Source organism: Prosthecobacter sp. (assembly GCF_014879935.1).
Taxonomy (GTDB): domain Bacteria; phylum Verrucomicrobiota; class Verrucomicrobiia; order Verrucomicrobiales; family Verrucomicrobiaceae; genus Prosthecobacter.
The window spans coordinates 23379-44552 of the sequence record NZ_JACSRD010000136.1 but is presented as its reverse complement, the minus strand read 5'-3'; the positions used below and the strand labels follow the sequence as shown (position 1 = coordinate 44552).

Sequence of the window (21174 nt, the reverse complement as noted above, 5' to 3'; positions counted from 1 at the left end):
GACCGGCGAGCGACGAAAAACTGCCGCAAGCCTCTTCCTGACTTCTCTTTTCGCTCATGAACCGCCCGAAACTCCTGATCACAGCCCTCGGCCTCGCCGTGCTTGGTGTTCTGGTCTGGCAGACAGTCACCTCAAGCACATTTCGCGCGGACGGCCGGATCAACGCCAGGACTCCCGCTGCCAAGCTCCGCTCTCCCACGTCATCACAGCCGCCGACGGCCCACATGGCTGAAGCACGTGTGAAAATGACCTCGAATTCGGAAGCACCTCAAACGCCGCACGTGGCACCAGTGATCTTCACCGATCTGCGGCAGTTTGGAACGCTTCAGCGGCAGGAAAAACGCCGTTTTGAGCCTCAGACGTGGGAAGTGGACCTGCGTCGTAACTTGCAGCTTCCCGCGCACACACATCTGGAGCGCCGTAGCGAGGTCTATCACATTGCCGCGATGCGTTATCCGCTTGTCCGCATCGATCGCGTGATTCGGCTCGACACCCAGGCCAAAGTGGCCGCAGTGCAGGCTGAGCCAGCAGTCCTTTGGGAGAATGCCATGGTCGCCGATCATCTCATGGTGCAGGCCCGGAGCGGCGTCAGCCGTGAGCGCCTGGAGGCCGCCCTGCCCAATGGCACGCGCATCATCGGGAGCATCACCTCCACCGGCCTCTATCTCGTCGCCGTGCCCGACGAGGGAGACATGGCCATCGAGCGTGCCGTGCTGGCGCTCAATCAGATGAAGGAGGTGATCCAGTTCGCCGAGCCGGACTTCCTGCTGCGCGGAGCGGACACGCTGCCGAATGAGAACAATCTCTCCCCGTCTCTTTTCACCACCAGCACCACAGACACCAGCAAGCAGTGGCACCTGCCGAAAATCATGGCTCCGCGCTCCTGGGATGTCGTGCGCCAGCCAAAGAACAACACCATCGCCAACAAGACCATCGTCGCCGTTGTGGACACGGGTGTGGACCTCACACATCCCGATTTGATCGCCAACATCTGGGTCAATCCTGATGAAAGTGGCAACGGCCTCGAAACCAATGGCACGGACGACGACGCCAGTGGCAAAGCCGACGACGTGCGCGGTTGGAACTTCGTGGACGACAACAACAATGCCCAGGACGATGTCGGTCACGGCACCCATGTCGCCGGCCTCATTGGTGCAGTTGGAAACAATGCCGGCGGCGCGGATGGCAACGCAAAAGCAGCCGCCGGCGTCTGCTGGGGCGTGCGTATCCTGCCGCTGCGCATCATCAAGGCGCTCGGCACCGGCACCTACGGCACCTACTCCGCGGCCGTGGCGGCCATGGATTACATCCGCACGCTGAACAACTCCACGCGCCGCGTCGCTGTGGCCAATCACTCCTGGGGTGGCAGCGCTTACAGCCTGGCCATGCTGAATGCGATCAACAACCCCACTGTCACGAGTGATCCCCTGCCCTCCGGCATCACCAGCACCCGTGGTGCCGGAGTGAACGTCCTCACAGTCGCTGGAACCTCGACGGAGATCGCCAAGATGAAGCTCGGCATGACCATCGCGGGCAGCGGCATCCCCACGGGAACCATCATCACCATCGTCAACGGCAGCAGCATCACGCTCAGTGACTTCACCACGACTTCAGCCACGGCGGGAGCACTCACCTTCAGCAACCCAGTGAGGCCAAAACCTAGCGGCATCGTGCACATCGCCGCAGCAGGCAACAACCAGGCCAACATCGACCGGCTTCCGGTGTATCCCGCATGTCTGCCGAGTGGTTTCATCGTCAGCGTGGGTGCGTCAGACACGGCGGATGCCTCCGCGGTCTGGTCCGGTGGTCTTGGGAGCAATTACGGCGCGCTCAACCTCGATCTCTACGCACCTGGCAGCAACATCTGGAGCACGAAATGGAAAACGCCGACCGATCCCGCCTACGGCTTTGAAAGCCGCAATGGCACCAGCATGGCTGCACCGCTGGCTTCCGGCGCTGTGGCGCTCATCCGCATGTGGCAGCCCACTTTGACCGAATTGCAGGCCCGGCAGGTGCTCATCGAGCAGGTGGATCAGGTGGCTTCGCTAAAATCGAAATGTGTCAGCGGCGGAAGGCTCAACATCGCCCGCATGATCGACCGCCTTTACCAACCCGTGCTCGTCGCCAGCGGTGGGAGCACTGGCAGCAGCGGCTTCGACAGCACCAACGCTCTCTCCTCCGCCATGAGTCTCACCGGAAGCCTCGCCGTTTCTCGCAGTGACTATGGCGTGCACGTGCTCGCCATTCATCAGGGACAGGTTTGGGCTTGGGGCTCCTCGCTCGGAGGCCAACTTGCGGGCACATACCTCTCCGGGACCGGTTGGCTGAGGGAAAACGCCTCCTACCGTCCCGTGCAGGTGGCGGACATCACAGACGCACGCATGGTCGCCGCACGCAGTACTCGCTCCTATGCGTTGCGCAGCGACGGCTCCGTGTGGTTTTGGGGGGAGGATTCGGAGTTCACGGCCATCGACACACCGGTGCAGATTCCAGGCCTCACCGACATCGTGTGGATCTGCGGTGCCTACGCCGTGGATGCGGATGGTGATGTGTGGACCCTTTATGATGACATCTTTCCGCCGGAGAAGGTCACTGGCCTCAGTCAGGTGCTTATGGCCGTGGATGGAGACCAGCATCAGCTCGCGCTGAAAGCCGACGGCACCGTCTGGGCCTGGGGAAATGCTGAGAACGGACGCCTCGGCAACGGCAGCACCTCGGGCTTCATCAACACGCCCGTGCAGGTGACTGGTCTGCCTGCGGACATTCGCTACATCGCCGCAGGTGGAGCAGACTCGTATGCCGTTACCGAGGGTGGGAGCGTCTATTATTGGGGCAAGCCCAGCGGCATGACCCAAACGGCCACGCCGGTGCTGCTCGCCTCGCTCACAGACATCGCTGTCATCTCCGCCAGCACATGGAATGCCGTCGCAGTGAGCACGGACGGCCGTGTTTTCACCTGGGGGCGTGGCTACACCGGCCAGCTCGGCTCCGGCATCGAAACACTCGTCACTGCGGACACCCCCGCACTCGTGAATCTGCCAGCGGAGGCTGGCGCGGCCTTGTTTTGCTCCAGCGGCGGCCTCGCAGGCGGCACCGTGGCCGTCATCACGGAAAACGCCATCGTTTACACCTGGGGTGACAATCAATACGGTACGCTCGGCCAGGGACAGGGCCGTGTGCGCGCTCTCCCCACACAGATCGCGCCTCCCGGTTCCTACACGAGCCTCTTCACCGGCGACTACTCCGGCTTTGCGACGAACGCCAGCAACCAGCTCTTCGCATGGGGCACGGTGCAAAATCAGGCCGCAGGTGCCAACCAGCCGGAGCTGTACGGCCAGACACCGCGGCGGCTTTACACATATCCCGACTTCATCAAAATCGACACCTCCACGAACAAACGCATCGGCCTGGAGACCGGCGGCGCTGTGTGGACCTGGGGCTCGACACCCGCGACCGTGCCCGGCATCACCACGGCCGTCGATGTTTCCGCAGCCGGTGGCAGCAATGCCTTCTTCCTCGTCGCGCTCGCGGACGGCACCGTGCGTGCATGGGGCGAAAACGAGTCCGGCCAGCTCGGCAACGGCAGCACCACGGACAGCAGCACATCAGTCCCCGTCAGCGGCCTCACCGGCATCCACAAAGTCTTCGCCTGCACGCCGGACGCGAATGATCCGCAGCGATCCTTCAGCTTCGCCATCCGGCAAAGTGACGGCGCGGTGTTTGGCTGGGGATTTAATGAAGAGGGCCAGCTCGGCAATCAAGAAATCGTCAGCAGCAGCACCCCACTGCTCATCCCGGGCCTTGCCAGTGTCACCCAGATCACCGCCACCGTGCAGGGCGTGTTCGCTTTGAAGAACGATGGCACCGTGTGGGCCTGGAGCGGCACCGACTACCCCCTCACGCCCACGCAGATCATCGGAATGCCGCCTGTCACACGCATCGCCGCAGCGGGGGCGTTCTTCGTCGGCAATGACGGCCGTGTGTGGGTGCTGGCGGACGGTTTCGCGCCGGTGGATGATGCGGGCGACTTCCCGAAGCCCGTGCTCGGGATCTCAAATGTCTCCCGCGTCGAATACACACGCGGCTGCGTACATGCGCTGCGTGGCGACGGCGGCCTGTGGGTGTGGGGCACGGACTCCACCGGTGTTGGCGCACTCGGCGATGGCTACTCGTGGTCGAATGTACCGCTGCCCGTCATCGGACTCGGCGGCACCTCCACCACACTTTCCACGCTCGGCACTGGCAACACGAGCGACTCCTGGCAGCTCCAGCACTTCACCTTTTCCGAGCTGCTCAATGACAGCATCGTCGGTGACCTCGCCACGCCGGCTGGCGATGGCATCCCGAACCTGCTCAAATACGCCCTTGGCCTCGATCCGAAGCAGCGCTACGGCTCCTCCAGCCTGCCGACGCAGCGCATTGAGCTCATCGGCAATGCCGCGCAGAGCACCAGCCTCTTCTCCGTGCCCACCGTCGAGCTCATCGACGGCAAGCGCTACCTCGTGCTCAGCGTCAACCGCCTCGGCGGCATCCGCCAGGACCTCGACTACATCGTGCAGGTCTCCACCGACCTCGCCACCTGGCAGAGCGGCGATCCCCACACCGTCACCCTGCTCGACACCGCCGACACACTCGAAGTCTCCTCCGCCCAGCCGCTCGAAATCGCGCCGCGCCAGTTCATGCGGCTCAAAGTGCAGCGCAGGTAACGTTTAAACCGCGAACGGGAAACGATGAGAAAGCATGAAAACACGCCACACAGCCCTCCTCATCCTAGTCCTCGGCGGAGGTATGGCTTTTCAGGAGTTCTGGCAGCCTTCGGAGCCTGATCGCTCACTCAAGCCCGTAGCAGCCGCTCGCTCGCAAAAGCCGGTTTTGCCGATTTCTCCCCCCAAACCGCTCGTAGCGGCTCCATTGGCCGCAAACACGACCTCGGCCACTCCTTCCCGATTTGCCTTCGAAGCCCTGATGCTCGGAAGAAAGCCCCTGCGCAGCGAAAAACGCCAGTTTGAGGCCCAAACCTGGGAAACGGACCTCATCACTGCCCTGGAGCTGCCATCGCGCACCCCGCTGCAGCGCCGGAGTGCCGTTTTTCCCGTCCCGGAGCTCCGGAATGCTCTCGTTCGCGTGGATCGCATCTACCGCATGGATCGCCAGGCCGGCAAAACCGCCGCAGTCGCCTCGCCGGACACAGGAGCCGCCGTGCTCGACGCGGGTGGCGGTGAGTTGCTGTGGGAAAACGCCATGCTCGCCGACCACCTCATGGTGCAGGTCGAGGACGACATCAGCCGCGAGCGGCTCCAGGCCGCGCTGCCCGCCGGCCTGCGTGTGCGTGACGCCATCACCAGCCGTGGGCTTTACCTCGTGAGCGTCCCCGCCGAGGGAGACCGCTCCGTGGAAAGAGCCGTGCTGGCCCTGAACAAGCTCAAAAACGTCGTGCGCTATGCAGAGCCTGATTTTCTCATCTGCAGAGCGGACGCCACGCCAAATGATCCCCTCTTCACCATCGACACCGCAGACACCACCAAGCAGTGGCACCTGCCGAAAATCATGGCCCCGCGTGCCTGGGACGTGATCAAGTCACCCAAGACCACCACCATCGCCAACCAGACTGTCGTCGCCGTCGTGGACACTGGGGTGGACTACACGCATCCCGATCTCGCCGCGAATATCTGGAGCAATCCTGGTGAAAGCGGAGACGGGAAAGAAATCAACGGCATCGACGACGACGGTAACGGCAAGATCGACGACTGGCGCGGCTGGAACTTCGTGGAGTTCACCAATGACGTCATTGATGACGTGGGCCACGGCACGCATGTGGCGGGCATCGTCGGCGCAGTGGGAAACAATGCCACTGGAGCAACCGGTGTATGCTGGGGCGTCAAGATCCTGCCGCTGCGCATCATAAAGGCAGTGTCGGGAGGAACCTTTGGCACCTACTCCGCCGCCATTGGTGCCATGGACTACATCCGCACACTCAACAGCTCGTCCCGCAAGGTCGCCGTGGCCAATCACTCCTGGGGAGGCAGCGGCTACAGCCTCGCGATGCTCAACACGATCAACAACCCGCTGAGCACCGCCGACCCGCTACCCGCAGGCCTCACCAGCACCTTCGTCAAGGACGTGAACACGCTCACACCTGCGGGTGGTGGCACCGAGTTGGCAAAGATCAAGGTCGGCATGACCATCTCAGGCACGGGCATCCCCTCAGGCACGCTGGTGACCATCGTGGACGGCAGCACCATCACGCTGAGTGATTACACCACCGCGTCCGGCACCAATGCCGCGCTCACCTTCAGCAATCCCATTCGCCCTAAGCCCTACGGCGTCGTGCACGTGGCCGCCGCAGGCAACAGCCGATTCAACCTTGATCGCATCCCCATCTATCCCGCGTGCCTGCCCAGCGGCTTCATCGTGAGCGTGGGTGCCACCGACAGCAGCGACGGGGAGGCGATCTGGAGCGGCGGCGCTGGCACGAACTACGGCCGTCTGAACGTGGACCTCTTCGCCCCTGGTAGCAGCATCTGGAGCACGAAATGGAAAGCCCCCGGCGACCCGTCCTACGGCTACGAAAGCCGCAACGGCACCAGCATGGCCGCGCCGCAAGTCGCCGGTGTCGCAGCCCTCATCCGCATGTGGCAACCGGCGCTGACCGAGTTGCAGGCACGCCAGGTCGTCATCGAGCAGGTGGACCAGGTCGCGGCGCTCAACGGCAAGTCTGTCAGTGGTGGCCGCCTCAACGTCGCCAAGGTCATCGACCGTCTTTACCAGCCCGTTCTTGTCGGTAGCGGGGGCTCGACCGGCGGGGGCGGTGAGGCATCTGAGGCACTACAAGCGGCAATAGGGGTCACGGGAAGGTTAGCGGCGGGGAGAAGCAGCGAGCATATTCTATTCGTGAGTGGGGGCCAGGTTTGGGCATGGGGTGCCAATGAATCGGGGCAGTTGGGAAATGGGACGACTGACAGCTCTGCGGCCCCGGTGAAGGTGTTCGGACTTTCCGGGGTCGTCATGGTTAGCGTGGGAGGAAGCACCAGCCATGCACTCAAGGATGACGGAACCGTTTGGGCATGGGGAAGTAATTCCGACGGAAAGCTCGGTGTCGGTTCTACCTCACCTTCGTCGGTGACGATTCCGCAGCAAGTGCCCGGCTTGAGCAACATCGCATGGATTTCCGGAGGCGATTCTCACGTTCTGGCGGTGCGTGCAGATGGCAAGCTCTTCGCGTGGGGCGGCAATTCGTATGGTCAATTGGGCGACGGCACTAAAATCGACCGAAATGTACCAACCGAATTGCCAGGCCTGTCGAACGTTGTCCAGGCTGACGCTGGGGCTTATCATAGCGTGGCTCTCACTGCGGCTGGGCAAGTGTACGCATGGGGTGATAGGGGGTACGATCCATATACAAATAAACTCGGCGATGGGTTGCTCTCCGGTATTATCACATCCCCAATTCTCGTTCCTGGAATCACAAATGTGGCGTTTGTTGACACGACAGATGTCGCCACCGTTTATCTAAGAAACGACGGCACCGTCTGGCAAACGGGCAAGGCTCCGGACTTCACTACGTCCGCAGTCCCGGTCGTAAAAACCGGCCTCGAAGGTATCCGGGTCATTAGTTGCAATGGGCTTTGGGGGTTGGGACTAGCAGTCGATTTCGAGGGCAGGCTCTTCGCTTGGGGGGACGGTAGTTACGGACAACTAGGAATTGGATCGGTATTCGGAACTGTGACGCCCGCGATGCCAGCCGTTGAGTGCGTCCTTCCAAAAGGATCGAGCGTCTTGGCTTGCACCACAAACGGAGATCAATCGGTGATTTTGGACACGGATGGACAGCTCTTTGCATGCGGTAAGAATCTAGGACTCTCAAGTTTGGGTAACGGGATATCGTCGAATCGGATCTTTCCGGTCGAAATGCAAAGCCTCCGAGGTGTCGAAGCTTTCGGAGCGACCGGGCTCGTCCGCTGGGCCAGGCATCCAGACGGTCGAACAATGATGTGGGGGCGCCTTAATTCCGCTTCGGACTCCTCGGCGTTCCAAGTCCCAACCACATACCCGGAGCCTGCACTGGAGAGCCCGATTGTCGAGGTCGCTTCCCCCTCTCCGGGAAGTGCAATCGCCCGTCTTGCAAACGGAAAACTTTGGGCCTGGGGTTACAATGAAGAAGGCGAGCTCGGAGACGGAACAACGTCCTCCCGCGAGTCGCCAGTGGAGATTCAGGGGCTGGAGAGTATAGTCAGCATTTCGTCGGGGTTCGCGTTCTACGAATATTCTTCGTACCCATATTCGGGTTTCACTCTCGCCTTGAAATCCGATGGAACGGTCTATTCATGGGGGAGTAACTACGGCGGTTACCTCGGAGATGGGTCCACCAACAGTCGCACCATCCCGGGGCCTGTTACCGGGCTGAATTCAGTCGTTCAAGTGTCAGCCGCGATGGGTCATGGTATGGCACTGAAAAACGATGGAACGGTTTGGACGTGGGGCGGTAACGAGAGTGGCGAACTTGGCGACGGGACATTTGAGAATCGACGGATTCCCGCGCAGGTCCCAGGTATCGACCATATTGTTCAAATCGCGGCTTGTCCCGGTGTCAGTTACGCACTTCGCTCCGATGGAACGCTTTTCGGCTGGGGAAGGCAGGGGCTTTATTTTTCGAGTGCCTCCCTTCTCCCAAGCACGCAGTTTTGTCTTCCTAGCCCGGTAATTATCTATGCGTCCATCCAGAAGCCGATTATCAAATTCGTGTGTCGAGCGCAGTCGGTTGTAGCGCTGCTGAGCGACCATTCCTTGGTGAGTTGGGGAAGCGATTCGTGGGAAGGGGAAACCATAGACCCGCTAGGCAGGGAACCCGGTTATCCGACTGATATTTTTTCGATGATGATACCAGCGCCGGTCTTTGGTGCAACAAATGTGAGAGATGTGGCCGCAAGCCGAAATTCGGGAAGCGTTCTTTTTCAGAAGTTTGACGGCTCCGTATGGTGTTGGGGCAAGGACGACCTGACGATGGGACTGGGTGAATCCTGGTCGGCGAATTTTGTCGGGGTGGTTGGATTTGGCGGGACAGTCACGACGTTGTCCACTCTGGGCACGGAGAATTTGGGCGACTCCTGGTTTCTCCAGAATTTCTCAAACTCCGAGATTCTGAATGCTTCGATCTCGGGAGATACTGCCGATGCGTCCGGAGACGGCATACCAAATCTGATCAAGTATGCCCTCGGTCTCAATCCCAAACTACGTTACGACTCCTCCAGCCTGCCCACCGCGCGCATCGATGTTATCGGAGGCTCGGCGCAGAGCGCTTCGACCCGGGGCGGCATCGGACTGTTTTCAGTGCCAACCGCTGAACTCACGAATGGCAAGCACTACATGCTCTTGACCGTGCCGCGCAATGGCATTCACACGGACGTTGACTACATCGTCGAGGTTTCCAACGACCTGGTGACCTGGAGCAGCGGCGATCCACATACCGTGACAGTGCTCGACACTGCCGAAACGCTGGAAGTTTACTCCGCACAATCGCTGGATGACGTGCCCAAACAATTCATGCGGCTGAAAGTGGAGCGAAAGTAGCTGTGCGAGACCACCCTGAAGCACGAGGACTGACCATGAATTCCCATCTCCGAGCACTGTCGATCATCATCGTTCTGGTGGGAATGTTCGCGTTATGGCCCCGCAGGCAATCCCCTCGGCATCTGCCACAGAGTCAGCTTTCAACAGCACACAATAGGTCCCCTGACAACTCCTGGCAAAGCCCCGGGGAGCCAAAGCGTGGGCTGCCAGAGACATCCCAGCCTTCAACAATAAACGAGGGAGTCACTCCACCCTCGCGTTTTGCTTTTGAGGCACTCCTTCGACAACGAAGCCCCCTTCGCCAGGAAACACGCGCGTTTGAGCCGCAGACCTGGGAGCCTGACCTCGCCCAAGCGCTGGAACTTCCGGTGAGCACTCCGCTCCAGCGCCGTAGCGTGGTGATTCAGGTCCCTGAGCTTCCCCTGCCGTTCGTTCGGGTGGACCGGGTCTATCGTCTCGACCGGCAGGCGGCCAGCGCTTCCGCGACAGCGAACACAGCGGCACCCGAGTCAGCTTCAGCCCTCATGGAAGCCGAAGGTGGCGAGTTGCTGTGGGAAAACGCCATGCTGGCCGATCACTTGATGGTGCAGGTGGAGGACGGCATCAGCCTCGAACAGCTCGAAGGCTCCTTGCCCGCCGGTGTGACTGTTCGCACCGCCATCACCACCCGTGGTCTGTACCTGGTGGCCGTTCCAGCCGAAGGAGACCGCTCCGTCGAGCGGGCAGTGCTCGCCATGAGCAAGCTCAAAGGCGTGGTCCGCCATGCCGAGCCGGATTTTCTCATCTGCGGCGCGGACACCTCCCCGAACGATCCTTTGTTCACCACCGACGCGTCGGACACCAGCAAGCAGTGGCATCTTCCCAAGATCATGGCACCGCGAGCCTGGGCCGTGATCCGCTCACCCAAGACCACCACCATCGCCAACCAGACCGTCGTCGCCGTTGTGGACACGGGAGTTGATTACACCCACCCCGACCTCGCAGCCAACATCTGGAACAACCCTGGTGAAACGGGATCAGGCAAGGAAACCAACGGCATTGACGACGACGGTAACGGCAAGATCGACGACTGGCGCGGCTGGAACTTCGTCGAGCTCAACAACGAGGTCATGGACGATGTCGGTCACGGCACTCACGTCGCAGGCATCATCGGCGCGGTAGGAAACAACGCCACCGGAGCCTCCGGCGTGTGTTGGGGCGTCAAGATCCTGCCGCTGCGCATCATCAAGGCCGTGAGTGGCGGCACCTTTGGCACCTACTCTGCCGCCATCGGCGCGATGGACTACATCCGCACGCTGAACAACACCGGCCGCAAAGTGGCAGTCGCCAATCACTCGTGGGGTGGCACTGGCTACAGCCTCGCGATGCTCAACACCATCAACAATCCCCTGAGCACCGCCGATCCGCTGCCAGCAGGCATCACGAGCACCTACCTCAGCGACGTGAACACGATGACGGTGAACGGTGGAGGCTCCGAAGTGGCGAAGATCAAGGTGGGCATGACCCTTTCCGGCCCCGGCATCCCGAGTGGCACGCTGGTCACCATCGTGAGCGGCAGCAGCATTACTTTGAGCGACCACACCAAGACCGCCGGCACGAACGCCGCGCTGACCTTCTCCAATCCCGTGCGGCCCAAACCCTACGGCGTGGTCCATGTGGCAGCGGCGGGCAACAGTCGCTTCAATCTCGACCGCATCCCCATCTACCCCGCCTGCCTGCCCAGCGGTTTCATCGTGAGTGTTGGAGCCACCGACAGCAGCGATGCCGAGGCGGTCTGGAGCGGCGGTTCCGGCACGAATTACGGCCGTCTGAACGTGGATCTCTTCGCCCCCGGCAGCAGCATCTGGAGCACAAGGTGGAAAGCCCCTGGCGACCCGGCCTACGGCTACGAAAGCCGCAACGGCACCAGCATGGCCGCACCACAGGTCGCCGGAGCCGCGGCATTGATCAGGATGTGGCAGCCCGCGCTGACCGAGTTGCAGGCTCGGCAGGTGGTGATCGAACAGGTCCAGCCAGTTCCCACCTTGCATCTCAAATGTGTCAGCGCGGGAAGGCTCAACGTCGCCAAGGTCATCGACCGCCTCTATCAGCCGATTCTCGTATCCAGTGGCGGCTCTTCTGGTGGAACAGGGGTTTCCAGTGAATCGCTCACCAACTCGATGGCGCTTGTCGGGAGGATGGCTGTGGTTGGCAATCCAAGCTCATCCAACAAGTCGGCTCTGGTGGTGGAAGGCGGCGAAATCTACTCCTGGGGATTCAACAGTCTGGGAGAACTTGGGCTTGGCGACACCCGATCCCGCTCCGCACCGGTGAAAATACCAGGACTGTCAGGTGTGGTGCAGGTTGTCGGTGGAATGAGCCGTGCTTGCTACGCATTGGATTCGGACGGTCGTGTTTGGAGCTGGGGGAACAACTCCTATGGCGAGCTGGGGCTCGGAGGCACCGACTTCGCGGCTCATTCAACTCCCACGCAAATCCCAGGCCTGAGCGACATTGTCTGGGTGTCCGCTGGAAACACCTTCGCGCTTGCCGTCAAGGCGGATGGCACAGTCTGGGCATGGGGTGGCAATTACTTTGGCCAGCTTGGCCTCGGTGACATCGTGGATCGGACAAGCCCCGTGCAAATCGCCTCGCTATCCGGGGTGCTTCAGGTCGAGGCCGGTGCTGAGCATGCCATCGCCTTGAAATCCGACGGATCGGTCTGGACCTGGGGGGATCAAACAGACGGGGCACTTGGAAATGGAAGCTCAACGGGCTTTGACAGCACGCCCCGCGTCGTTGCCGGCATCGCCGGGGCGGCTTTTGTTGAGGCAGGCATCCGTTATTCCGCCGTCGTCACAGCAACTGGCTCGGTCTTGAACTGGGGCTACTTCTCAGAGGGCACTCCAAGTTCCAGCGCCACGCCAGTCACCAAGGCAGGACTCTCCGGCATCTTCGTGCTTTCAGCGTCTGCTTATAACAAGCTGGCGGTTGATTCCGATGGCCGCGTATGGACCTGGGGAGTGTCCGACGAGGGAGGCTTGGGGCTCGGCATTGACAGCGCGAACGTCGTGACGCCCCTCCAAGTGAGCATCCCCGGAGCCCCACCCATCATTGCCTGTGCTGTCGGGCGAGATTTCAGCCTGATCCGCACCATTGACGGCGAGCTCTACGCTGCCGGCACAAACAACGACGGCGAACTTGGCGTCAGCCGTTTTGCTGACAAATTGCTGCCAGTGAACCTGCCCGTGCTCAGGGGAGCAGAGGCGGTGTATCCCGCGACATCCGCAGGAGGAACCTATGCGGTGATGCCATCCGGTGTGGTGCGGTATTGGGGCGGCACGGGCGCTCAGTCAATTGCATCGACACGGACGGTTTCCAGCCTGACCGTCATCAATAATGTTCGCGCCATGTTCGATGGCGCGTCGAATGGTGCGTTCTTTGTGGCGCTCAAACGCGACGGGAGTGTTTGGAGTTGGGGTTACAACGCCCAAGGTCAGCTGGGAAAGGGAAACGTCACATATTCATCGTCCCCATCCCAGGTCGCAGGCATTCAATCACCGGTGTCCATAGCTGTGACACCCGGAGGCTTCAACAATGACAGCAACATGGGGCACGTGGTCGTTGCGATGGCGGACGGAACGGTGAAAGCATGGGGGGCCAACTCCCGCGGCCAGGTGGGCAACGGCACAACAAGCAACCAGGCAAGCCCGGTGACCGTGGCCGGAGTTTCAGGCATAACAGCCGTTGCTGTCGGCAACTCACACACGCTGGCGCTGACGACAACAGGCAGCGTTTATGCCTGGGGCCGAAACAACTGCGGACAGATTGGCGACGGAACCTCGGTGAACCGCACGTCGCCGGTGCTGGTCGCGGCAATCAGCGATGTCGTCGCAATCGCTGCCGTGTCCAACCAGAGCATCGCACTCAAGTCCGACGGCAGTGTCTGGGCGTGGGGGCAGAACTCCATGACCAATCTCGGGGTGGGTCTGCCAGATGGCACAAACCAGATGACACCGGCCCGTGTGCAAGGATTGCCTGCGGCATCCGAGATTTTCGCGGGCGCCTCCGCGTTCTTCGCATTCACTCAGGATCACAAGCTATGGAACTGGGGTGTGAACGACATTTTCGGGCGATACATCGCCGCACGGGATCCTTCTTCAGTCGCAAGCCTCACCACCCCTGCCGAGGTGGTCGGCATCTATTCACCCGTAAAATTCGCCGCAGGCAGGTCATCCGCATCGGCGGTGACATCCGATGGCAATGTATGGTCATGGGGGCAAGGCTCTGGAGGTGCAGTTGGCGATGGCGATGCGTGGTCGCCGTTGCCAGTCAGGGTCACTGGATTTGGAGCCGCTTCCACGACACTCTCCACCCTTGGGACCGGCGAAACCTCAAACTCCTGGCTGCTGAGCGGGTTCTCAATCTCGGAACTCTTCAATAAGGACATCGTTGGAGACTCTTCCGCACCGGCTGGCGACGGGATCCCCAACCTCATCAAATACGCCCTCGGTCTGAATCCGAAGCAGCGCCACGACTCGTCAAGCCTGCCGGCCGCACGAGTTGACCTAATCGGCTCCACGGCTCAGAGCGCGGGTGCGCGTGGCGGTGCCGGCCTCTTCTCGACTCCCACCGTGGAGTTGCAGAACGGCAAGCGCTACATGGCCTTCACGGTGCCACGCAACGGCGGCATCCGGCAGGACATCGACTACATCGTCGAAGTCTCCACCGATCTGGTAAACTGGCGCAGCGGCGATCCGCACACGGTGACAGTGCTCGACACTGCCGAAACGCTGGAAGTTTACTCCGCACAATCGCTGGATGACGTGCCAAAGCAGTTCATGAGGCTCAAAATTCAGCGCAAATAACTTTCCCCATCCGGTGGCCCGCCTTCACTTCAAATCCTGCCTCCTGACCGCGACGCTCTTGTTCGCGCCAACCCTGCATGCCGCGCCGGGAGATCTCGACAGCACCTGGAATCCGAACGTTACTATCTCCCCGGCCGGATTGATGTTCCTCAACGCCTACGCTGTGCAACCCGATGGCAAAAGCCTCATCGGCGGCCTTTTCAACCGCGTGGGGAGCACCACCCGTCTCAATGTGGCCCGGCTCAATGCCTCAGGCACGATTTTGGACTCAGCCTTTGTGCCCGGCTCGAACGCGGATGGCACGATCTACTGCATCGCCGTGCAGCCGGATGGCAAAGTGCTGCTCGGGGGCCTCGCGGCGGACACCGGCGGCGGTTTGCCGCCGGGGCGCATCCTGCGGCTGAATGCGGGCGGCACGCTCGACAGCACCTTCAACGCCGGAACCGGCCCGGATGACGTGGTGCATGCCATCGCGCTGCAACCGGACGGCAAGGTGCTCCTCGCGGGCTTGTTCACGACCTTGAGCGGCCAGTCGCTCTCGCGCATCGCCCGGCTGAATGCCGATGGCAGTGTCGATGGCACCTTCAATGCCGGCACCGGGGCCAATGACCATGTTTTCAGCCTCGCTTTGCAGCCCGATGGCAAAATCCTCATGGGCGGCCTTTTCACCAGCATCAACGGGCAGTCACGCAATCGCATCGCGCGGCTGCATCCGACCGGCGCGCTCGAATCCACCGCAACCTTCGATCCAGGCAGCGGGCCGGACGACCGGGTGAACTGCATTGCTTTGCAGCCCGATGGCAAAATCCTCATCGCAGGCAATTTCGAGGCCGTGAACGGCCAGAGCCGGATCCGCGTCGCGAGGCTCCAACCAAACGGAAACCTCGAAGGCACCGCCACCTTCAATCCGGCACCTGTGGATGAACTGGACAACTACGCGGTGTACAGCCTCGCCCAGCAGGCGGATGGCAAAATCCTGATCGGTGGGGCTTTCGTCACGGTCGGTGGCACAGACCGCAGCGGAATCGCGCGCCTGAATGCCGATGGCAGCATCGACACTGGCTTTTCGTCGGGCACAGGAGTGGATGGCATGGACGTGAACGGCGTTGCGCTCCAGCCTGACGGTGCCGCGCTCATCGCGGGCAACTTTCTCACGGTGAACGGCACCACTCGTAACCTCGCCGCACGGCTGCTCAATGACGCAGCCACACAAAGCCTCGCCATCAGCTATTCGGAGGTGCAGTGGCTGCGCGGAGGTGCCGCACCTCAGGTCTCGCAGGTGATCTTTGAGCTTTCGACGAATGGCGGCAGCACGTGGAGCACACTCGGCACGCCCGTGGCCATCGCCGGCGGATGGCAGCTCAGCGGCCTCGCATTGCCTGCCACCGGCAGCATCCGCGCGCGCGGCCGCACCACCAGCGGCTACCTCAACGGCAGCAGCGGCATCACCGAGCAGATCCAGAGCTTCAGCGTCTCGCCACCCACGCCTTCGGAAAGCTGGCGGCTCACCTACTTCGGCACCACATCCAACAGCGGCAGCGCCGCGGACACTGCCACGCCGGACGGCGACGGCATTGCCAACCTCATCAAATACGCGCTCAGCATCCCTCCAGGCAGCTCTGGCAGCGCCTCGCTGCCGCCCGCGCAGCGTCTTGGCGGCAGGCTCGCACTCACGTTCACCCGTGATCCCACGCGAAATGACATCAGCATCCATGTCGATGTCGCAGACAACCCTTCCCTCCTGCAAAGCGCTCCTGAAACAATCGCAAGCAGTGTCAATGGCGCCGTGACCACCGGCACAGGCATCATCACTGAAACCGATGCCTCCGGCGGCAGAAAAGCGGTCGAGGTGCGTGACCTTTCCTCCACCGCGCAGCGCCGCTTCATGCGCATCCGCGTCGTCCGCTGAAGCATTGATTCGTCAAGACTCCCCATCCCATGCATCCACGCGCCCGCCTCTTCATTGCCGCCATCAGCCTGTCTGCCCTCTGGCTCTCCGGCTGCGCCTCAGGACCAGTCACAGGAGATCCCACCGAGCTGGATCAGCCGATGTTCGGGCGGAATCAGGACACGACCTACTTCATGCAAACTCCGAGTGGTCAGGTCAAGGTGCGTGACCTCGCCGCGATCGCCCGCGTCATCCGCCGCTACAAAACACTCGAAGCTGCCGAGAAGGAGCTCATCAGGCTCGCCGTCAAACGTAAGATCGATGGCTTGATCGCACAAGAGGCCCGGATCATCGAGCGCGAGCCCAAGTACGTGCAGGCTCGCAGGCGCATCGCCACCATGCCGGACCGCCGAGCCGCGGCCGTCGAAAACAGGAAGCTGGACCAGGAGATCCTGCGTGAAGCCGCCCGACGTGTGGCAGATCGTATGGCGAACTTGGCCGCCGTACCTATGAAAACGGCGGAGAACCGCAGCATCGTGGCCTTTGCCAAAGTGTCCGATGGCCAGGTGCAAGTTGCTGCCAGCGCCTACGAAGTTGACGCACCTGGCTCCATCAAGCCCGGCACAAGGATCACGCCTCCAGCGGATGCCATGGCGGAACTGCGGACACCGTCGAAAGTTGCCGCCACCACGCTGGATGTTTCTCCGGTGCGTGTGAGCCCACCATGATGCCGTTATCCATCAGTCGCTTTTCCCAACCATCGCGCGGCCGCCTGTTTCAATTCGCCACGCAAGCGGAAAATGCACTGGCGCAGGTTGTTCTCACTGAGTTCATGAACCTCTGCAATCTCCCTCAACGCCCCATGTTTGGCTCCGTTCGCAAGGTGTTCTTTGAGCGCGGCAAAAAGAGGTCCACGCTTCCGACGCTGCCATTCGATTTCCACCTCATGAAACGCTGCTTCCAACGCCGCATCCTCCCAAACGCGCTCCAGATGTTCCGCCGGAGAAGTCGCGCACCCCATCTCACGTTCAAATCGTTCGTTCCAATCGTCACTTTGAATGCTGATGTGGGGGGATTGCCCTCCACGCTTCCGGGCAACGCGCTTCCGCCATTCATGCAGCACGAAGTGGTCGAAACAGGTCATAAGAAAGGAGCGAAACTTTCCCCGTTCCGGCACAGCACGTCCCACGTGGCCATGTTCCAGCAGCCAAGCCCAAAAGCCCTGGGTGATGTCTTCTGCCTGATGGTGATCCATGCCATGCTTCGAGCGGGCCGTCGCAAACGTCGGATACCAGTAAACCCGGCACACCTCGTCCATCGCGATCAAGCCGGCCGTATCCCCGCGGCCAGCCTTGCGGATGTGCGTCCACTGCGTCGCTGGAAAAAGTCCCCGCTCCTTCGGCGGATTCGTGACAGATGGTTCCATGGACGGCCAGACTACCGGGAGAAGCTTCGCTGGCAACATTCCTTACAAGGCAGGCTCACGCCGGAAAGAAAAATGCTTCTCGCTGCATAACGAGCATGGCCTTCACCGGCTAACGCTTGGAACGCCAGCCTCCCCGACGCGCTTAATTACACCGCCCAGTTCTGTCATGAGCGACCCCAAACACGATTCTGCATTCGACGACGCCCCCACCGTGAAGCTCCCCGCCCGTGAAGAAGTGCTCGGCATCATGCGGGATGTCATGACGGCTCACGATGGTGACAAACCACCCCAGGCCTTCACGGATGACCTCACCATCAAGATGGACGTCCGAGCCGTCACCGGGAGCACCTCACGCTATGCGATGGAGACGGCAGGCATGCAGATCGGGAACTACCTGCTAAAGCAGGAACTCGGGCGTGGTGGATTCGGAACCGTCTGGTGGGCGGAACAGGTCGCTCCCTTCAAGCGGGATGTGGCGCTGAAGATCATCCTCCAGGGGATGGACAGTGAAGAAGTGCTCGCACGCTTCGAGGCGGAGAAAAAGCTCCTGGCCAAGATGGACCATCCCAACATCGCCGCTGTCTATGATGCCGGCACCACCGAGAGCGGACGTCCCTTCTTCGTGATGGAAATGGTCAAAGGCTCCGAAGGCCCCGGCAAACCCATCACAAAATACTGCGACGAAAAACATCTGTCCGTCCGAGAACGCATCCAGCTCTTTATCCCGGTGTGCCAGGCCGTGCAGCACGCCCACATGAAGCAGGTCCTTCATCGGGACCTGAAACCCACGAACATCCTCGTCGCGGAAGTGGATGGCTTCCCCGTGCCGAAAATCATCGACTTTGGCATCGCCAAAGCCATGTCGCCTGACGAGGAGGAGTTGCTCGCCAGCCGCCTGCGCACCGCCGCTGACATGGTCATCGGCACACTCCAATACATGAGCCCGGAACAGGCCGGCAGTTTCGCGGACATCGACACCCGCAGCGACGTTTACACTCTTGGAGTGATCCTCTATGAACTGCTCGTCGGCGAGCCGCCCATCGGCAGGGAAGAAGTCAAAAAGGCTGTCTTCGACGTTCTTCAGATGATTCGTGATGCCACACCGCCGCGTCGGCCCAGCACGCGCTGGCTTTCCGCCACCGAGGCGCAGAAGCAGCAGGCCGTTTCCACCCGCCGCACCGATCCGCGCCGCCTCAGCCAGCAGATTCATGGTGACCTCGACTGGATCGTGCTCAAAGCGCTCGAAAAGGACCGCACACGCCGCTACTCCGCTGCCATGGAACTCGCGGAAGACCTTTCCCGGTTCCTCAAGAACGAACCCGTCAGCGCCGGCCCACCCAGCGCCGGTTACCGCATCAAGAAGATCATTCAACGAAACAAACTCGCCTTTGCTGCCAGCGCCGCTGTCCTCGTCTCAATCATCGCAGGAGGAAGCGCTGCCGCCTGGCAGTGGCGCATCGCAGTGGCAGCGCGGGACGCGGAAGCCGATGCACGCCAGTCCGCCGAAAACGCCCGGATCATGGCCGAAAATGCCAGGCTCCTGGCGGAAAGTCGTGAGAAAGAGGCGCAAACCGCCCGGGAACTCGAAGCCAAAGCCCGCATCCTCGAAGCTCAGGCACGACAGACCGCCGAAGATCAACGCAACCTCGCCGATGCGGCGCGTTCACAGGCCGAAAAGGAACGCGGCATCGCCATCACGGCGCGAGGGGAGGCGGAGGATCTCATCAACTACATGCTGTTTGACCTACGCGACAAACTGGAGCCCTTGAACCGAATCGCACTCCTAGATGATGTCGCCAAGAAATCGGAGGCCTATTTCAAAAGCCAGCCTGCAGATTCCGAAACCGACACCCAAAAACGCAATCGTGGCGGCATGTGGCAAAACCGCGGCCAGATCGCTCTCGCCATGGGGCATACGGACGAGGCAGTTGCAGCCTTCCGTGAGTTTCACCGCATCATGGCCGAGCGGGCGCAAGCTGCTCCGCATGACAAGCAACGAATTCTGGATCTGGCGGTAGCCGATGGACGAATGAGCCTCGTCCATGAACAGAGTGGTCTTTTGGATGCTGCTTTCGCTTCTGCAAAAGCAGAGCAGACGGCGGTGCAGGCCCTCCATGAGGCGAATCTCTCGAGTGCAGGCCTCGCACGTCACCTTGCGACCACTCATGAACGGCTTGGAGACCTGTCACGCAAGCGCTCCCGCTTGGACGAGGCGGCAGCGTCCTATCAAAAAGGAACCCTCCTTCTCGATGACTTGATCAAACGCGACCCGAAGGATGTCAGCAGCCACAAAGCCCGCACCACCCTTACCGAACGTCGTGCGGATCTGAGTCTTGAGGCGGGCAGGCTAACCGAGGCATCCCAAGCACTCGACGATGAAATCAGCGAGCTTCAATCTTTGCTCGATGAGGCGCTCGGCGACGCCAGCCTTCGACGTGCCCTTGCTGTCGCCCTCCAGAAACAGTCGATCGTGCAGATGAAGACAGGAAAAACCAGTGAAGCTGCAAACACGGGTCGGCAAGCCCTCGATCTCATGCAGCACCTTTACAGCGCTGATCCGGGCAACCTGCAACTGTTGCACGACCTGTCAGTAGCCCATGAAAACCTCGCCCAGATCCTTTCCACGGCAGGAAGTCAGGATGCCAAAGTGCATTGGCAAAGGGACCTCGATCTGTCGGGGACACTTGCCGCCGCTGATCCCAGCAACATTCGCTGGCAGGTGGACCTGGCCGTTTCCCACTGGAACGTCGCCCGCGTCGAACTCAACCATGGCACACCGCAGAGCATCGCCTCTGCTGTGACACATCTAAAAGCGGGCCTCGGAATCCTGGAGAAGCAAAATACGGCCAACAAGCTCGACGATGTCGGCAAGGCTTGGCTGGCCAGTTTCAGCCAGGCATTGAAAGAAACCTCCCGAATCCCGAAGTGATCATTCTGCTGCTGTCGTTTGCCCAGGTGCTGCAGCAGGAGCTGGAGCCTCATTGTAGGCCTGGAGGATCTGCTGGATCTCGACGAGATAGGAGGTCGCGAGCGCCAGATCGTTGTCCACGAAGTCGCGCAGGGCATCCAGCTTGCGGGCGAGCGGATCGACGGTGCGGTCGTAGTCACGCGCCCAGGCTTTGGTGCGCTCCAGCTTGGCCTGCGCCTCCTCCAGCGCGGCCTTGGCCTTGCGCACGGCCATCTGCTGCACCGTGGGCGCTTCCACAAACTCGGACATGCGGGCGCTCATGAGCTCGGCATTGGCCTGATCGAGTTTTTTTTGCCGCTGCCGGATCTGGGTGGACCAGAACGCCGGCTGCTCGGTCTGCAGCCAGGCGCGGGTCTTTTTCACCGCATCCTGCGTCATTTCCAGCGACTGGCGCGTCTTGCTGCTGAAGACGATCAAGGCGCTGCGGAAGGACTCGATGGCGTCGAGGTTGGAGATGCGGGCTTGGTCAGCCATGAAA

8 protein-coding genes are annotated in these 21174 nt (G+C 61.2%); 6 read left to right on the top strand and 2 right to left on the bottom strand.

All coding sequences use genetic code 11. The annotated features are described in order from the left end of the window. Positions 1–56: 56 nt before the first annotated feature. From IAE77_RS11585 to IAE77_RS11565, 5 genes are all read left to right on the top strand, one after another. Positions 57–4706: a S8 family serine peptidase gene (locus IAE77_RS11585; RefSeq protein ID WP_294226442.1), complete on the top strand. Its 4650-nt coding sequence runs from the start codon at positions 57–59 to the stop codon at positions 4704–4706. A 34-nt stretch (positions 4707–4740) separates the two neighbouring features. Continuing rightward, positions 4741–9567, top strand: a complete 4827-nt coding sequence (locus tag IAE77_RS11580; RefSeq protein WP_294226439.1) for a S8 family serine peptidase — start codon at positions 4741–4743, stop codon at positions 9565–9567. A gap of 368 nt (positions 9568–9935) precedes the next feature. Beyond that, positions 9936–14414: a S8 family serine peptidase gene (locus IAE77_RS11575; RefSeq protein ID WP_294226437.1), complete on the top strand. Its 4479-nt coding sequence runs from the start codon at positions 9936–9938 to the stop codon at positions 14412–14414. Positions 14415–14472: 58 nt separating this feature from the next. Continuing rightward, positions 14473–16323, top strand: a complete 1851-nt coding sequence (locus tag IAE77_RS11570; protein WP_294226434.1) for a hypothetical protein — start codon at positions 14473–14475, stop codon at positions 16321–16323. A 29-nt stretch (positions 16324–16352) separates the two neighbouring features. After that, the gene (locus IAE77_RS11565; RefSeq protein ID WP_294226431.1) at positions 16353–17030 is read left to right on the top strand and encodes a hypothetical protein; all 678 of its coding nucleotides are present in this window, start codon (positions 16353–16355) and stop codon (positions 17028–17030) included. A 5-nt stretch (positions 17031–17035) separates the two neighbouring features. On the opposite strand, the gene IAE77_RS11560 is transcribed toward IAE77_RS11565, so the two are convergent. Next, positions 17036–17629: a hypothetical protein gene (locus IAE77_RS11560; RefSeq protein ID WP_294226428.1), complete on the bottom strand. Its 594-nt coding sequence runs from the start codon at positions 17627–17629 to the stop codon at positions 17036–17038. Between the two features lie 265 nt (positions 17630–17894). Here IAE77_RS11560 and IAE77_RS11555 point away from each other — a divergent pair, with 265 nt between their 5' ends. After that, entirely contained in the window at positions 17895–20657 is a 2763-nt protein-coding gene (locus IAE77_RS11555) for a serine/threonine protein kinase (protein ID WP_294226425.1), read from the top strand. On the opposite strand, the gene IAE77_RS11550 is transcribed toward IAE77_RS11555, so the two are convergent. Further along, positions 20658–21170, bottom strand: a complete 513-nt coding sequence (locus IAE77_RS11550) for a hypothetical protein (protein WP_294226422.1) — start codon at positions 21168–21170, stop codon at positions 20658–20660. Between the last annotated feature and the right edge of the window lie 4 nt (positions 21171–21174).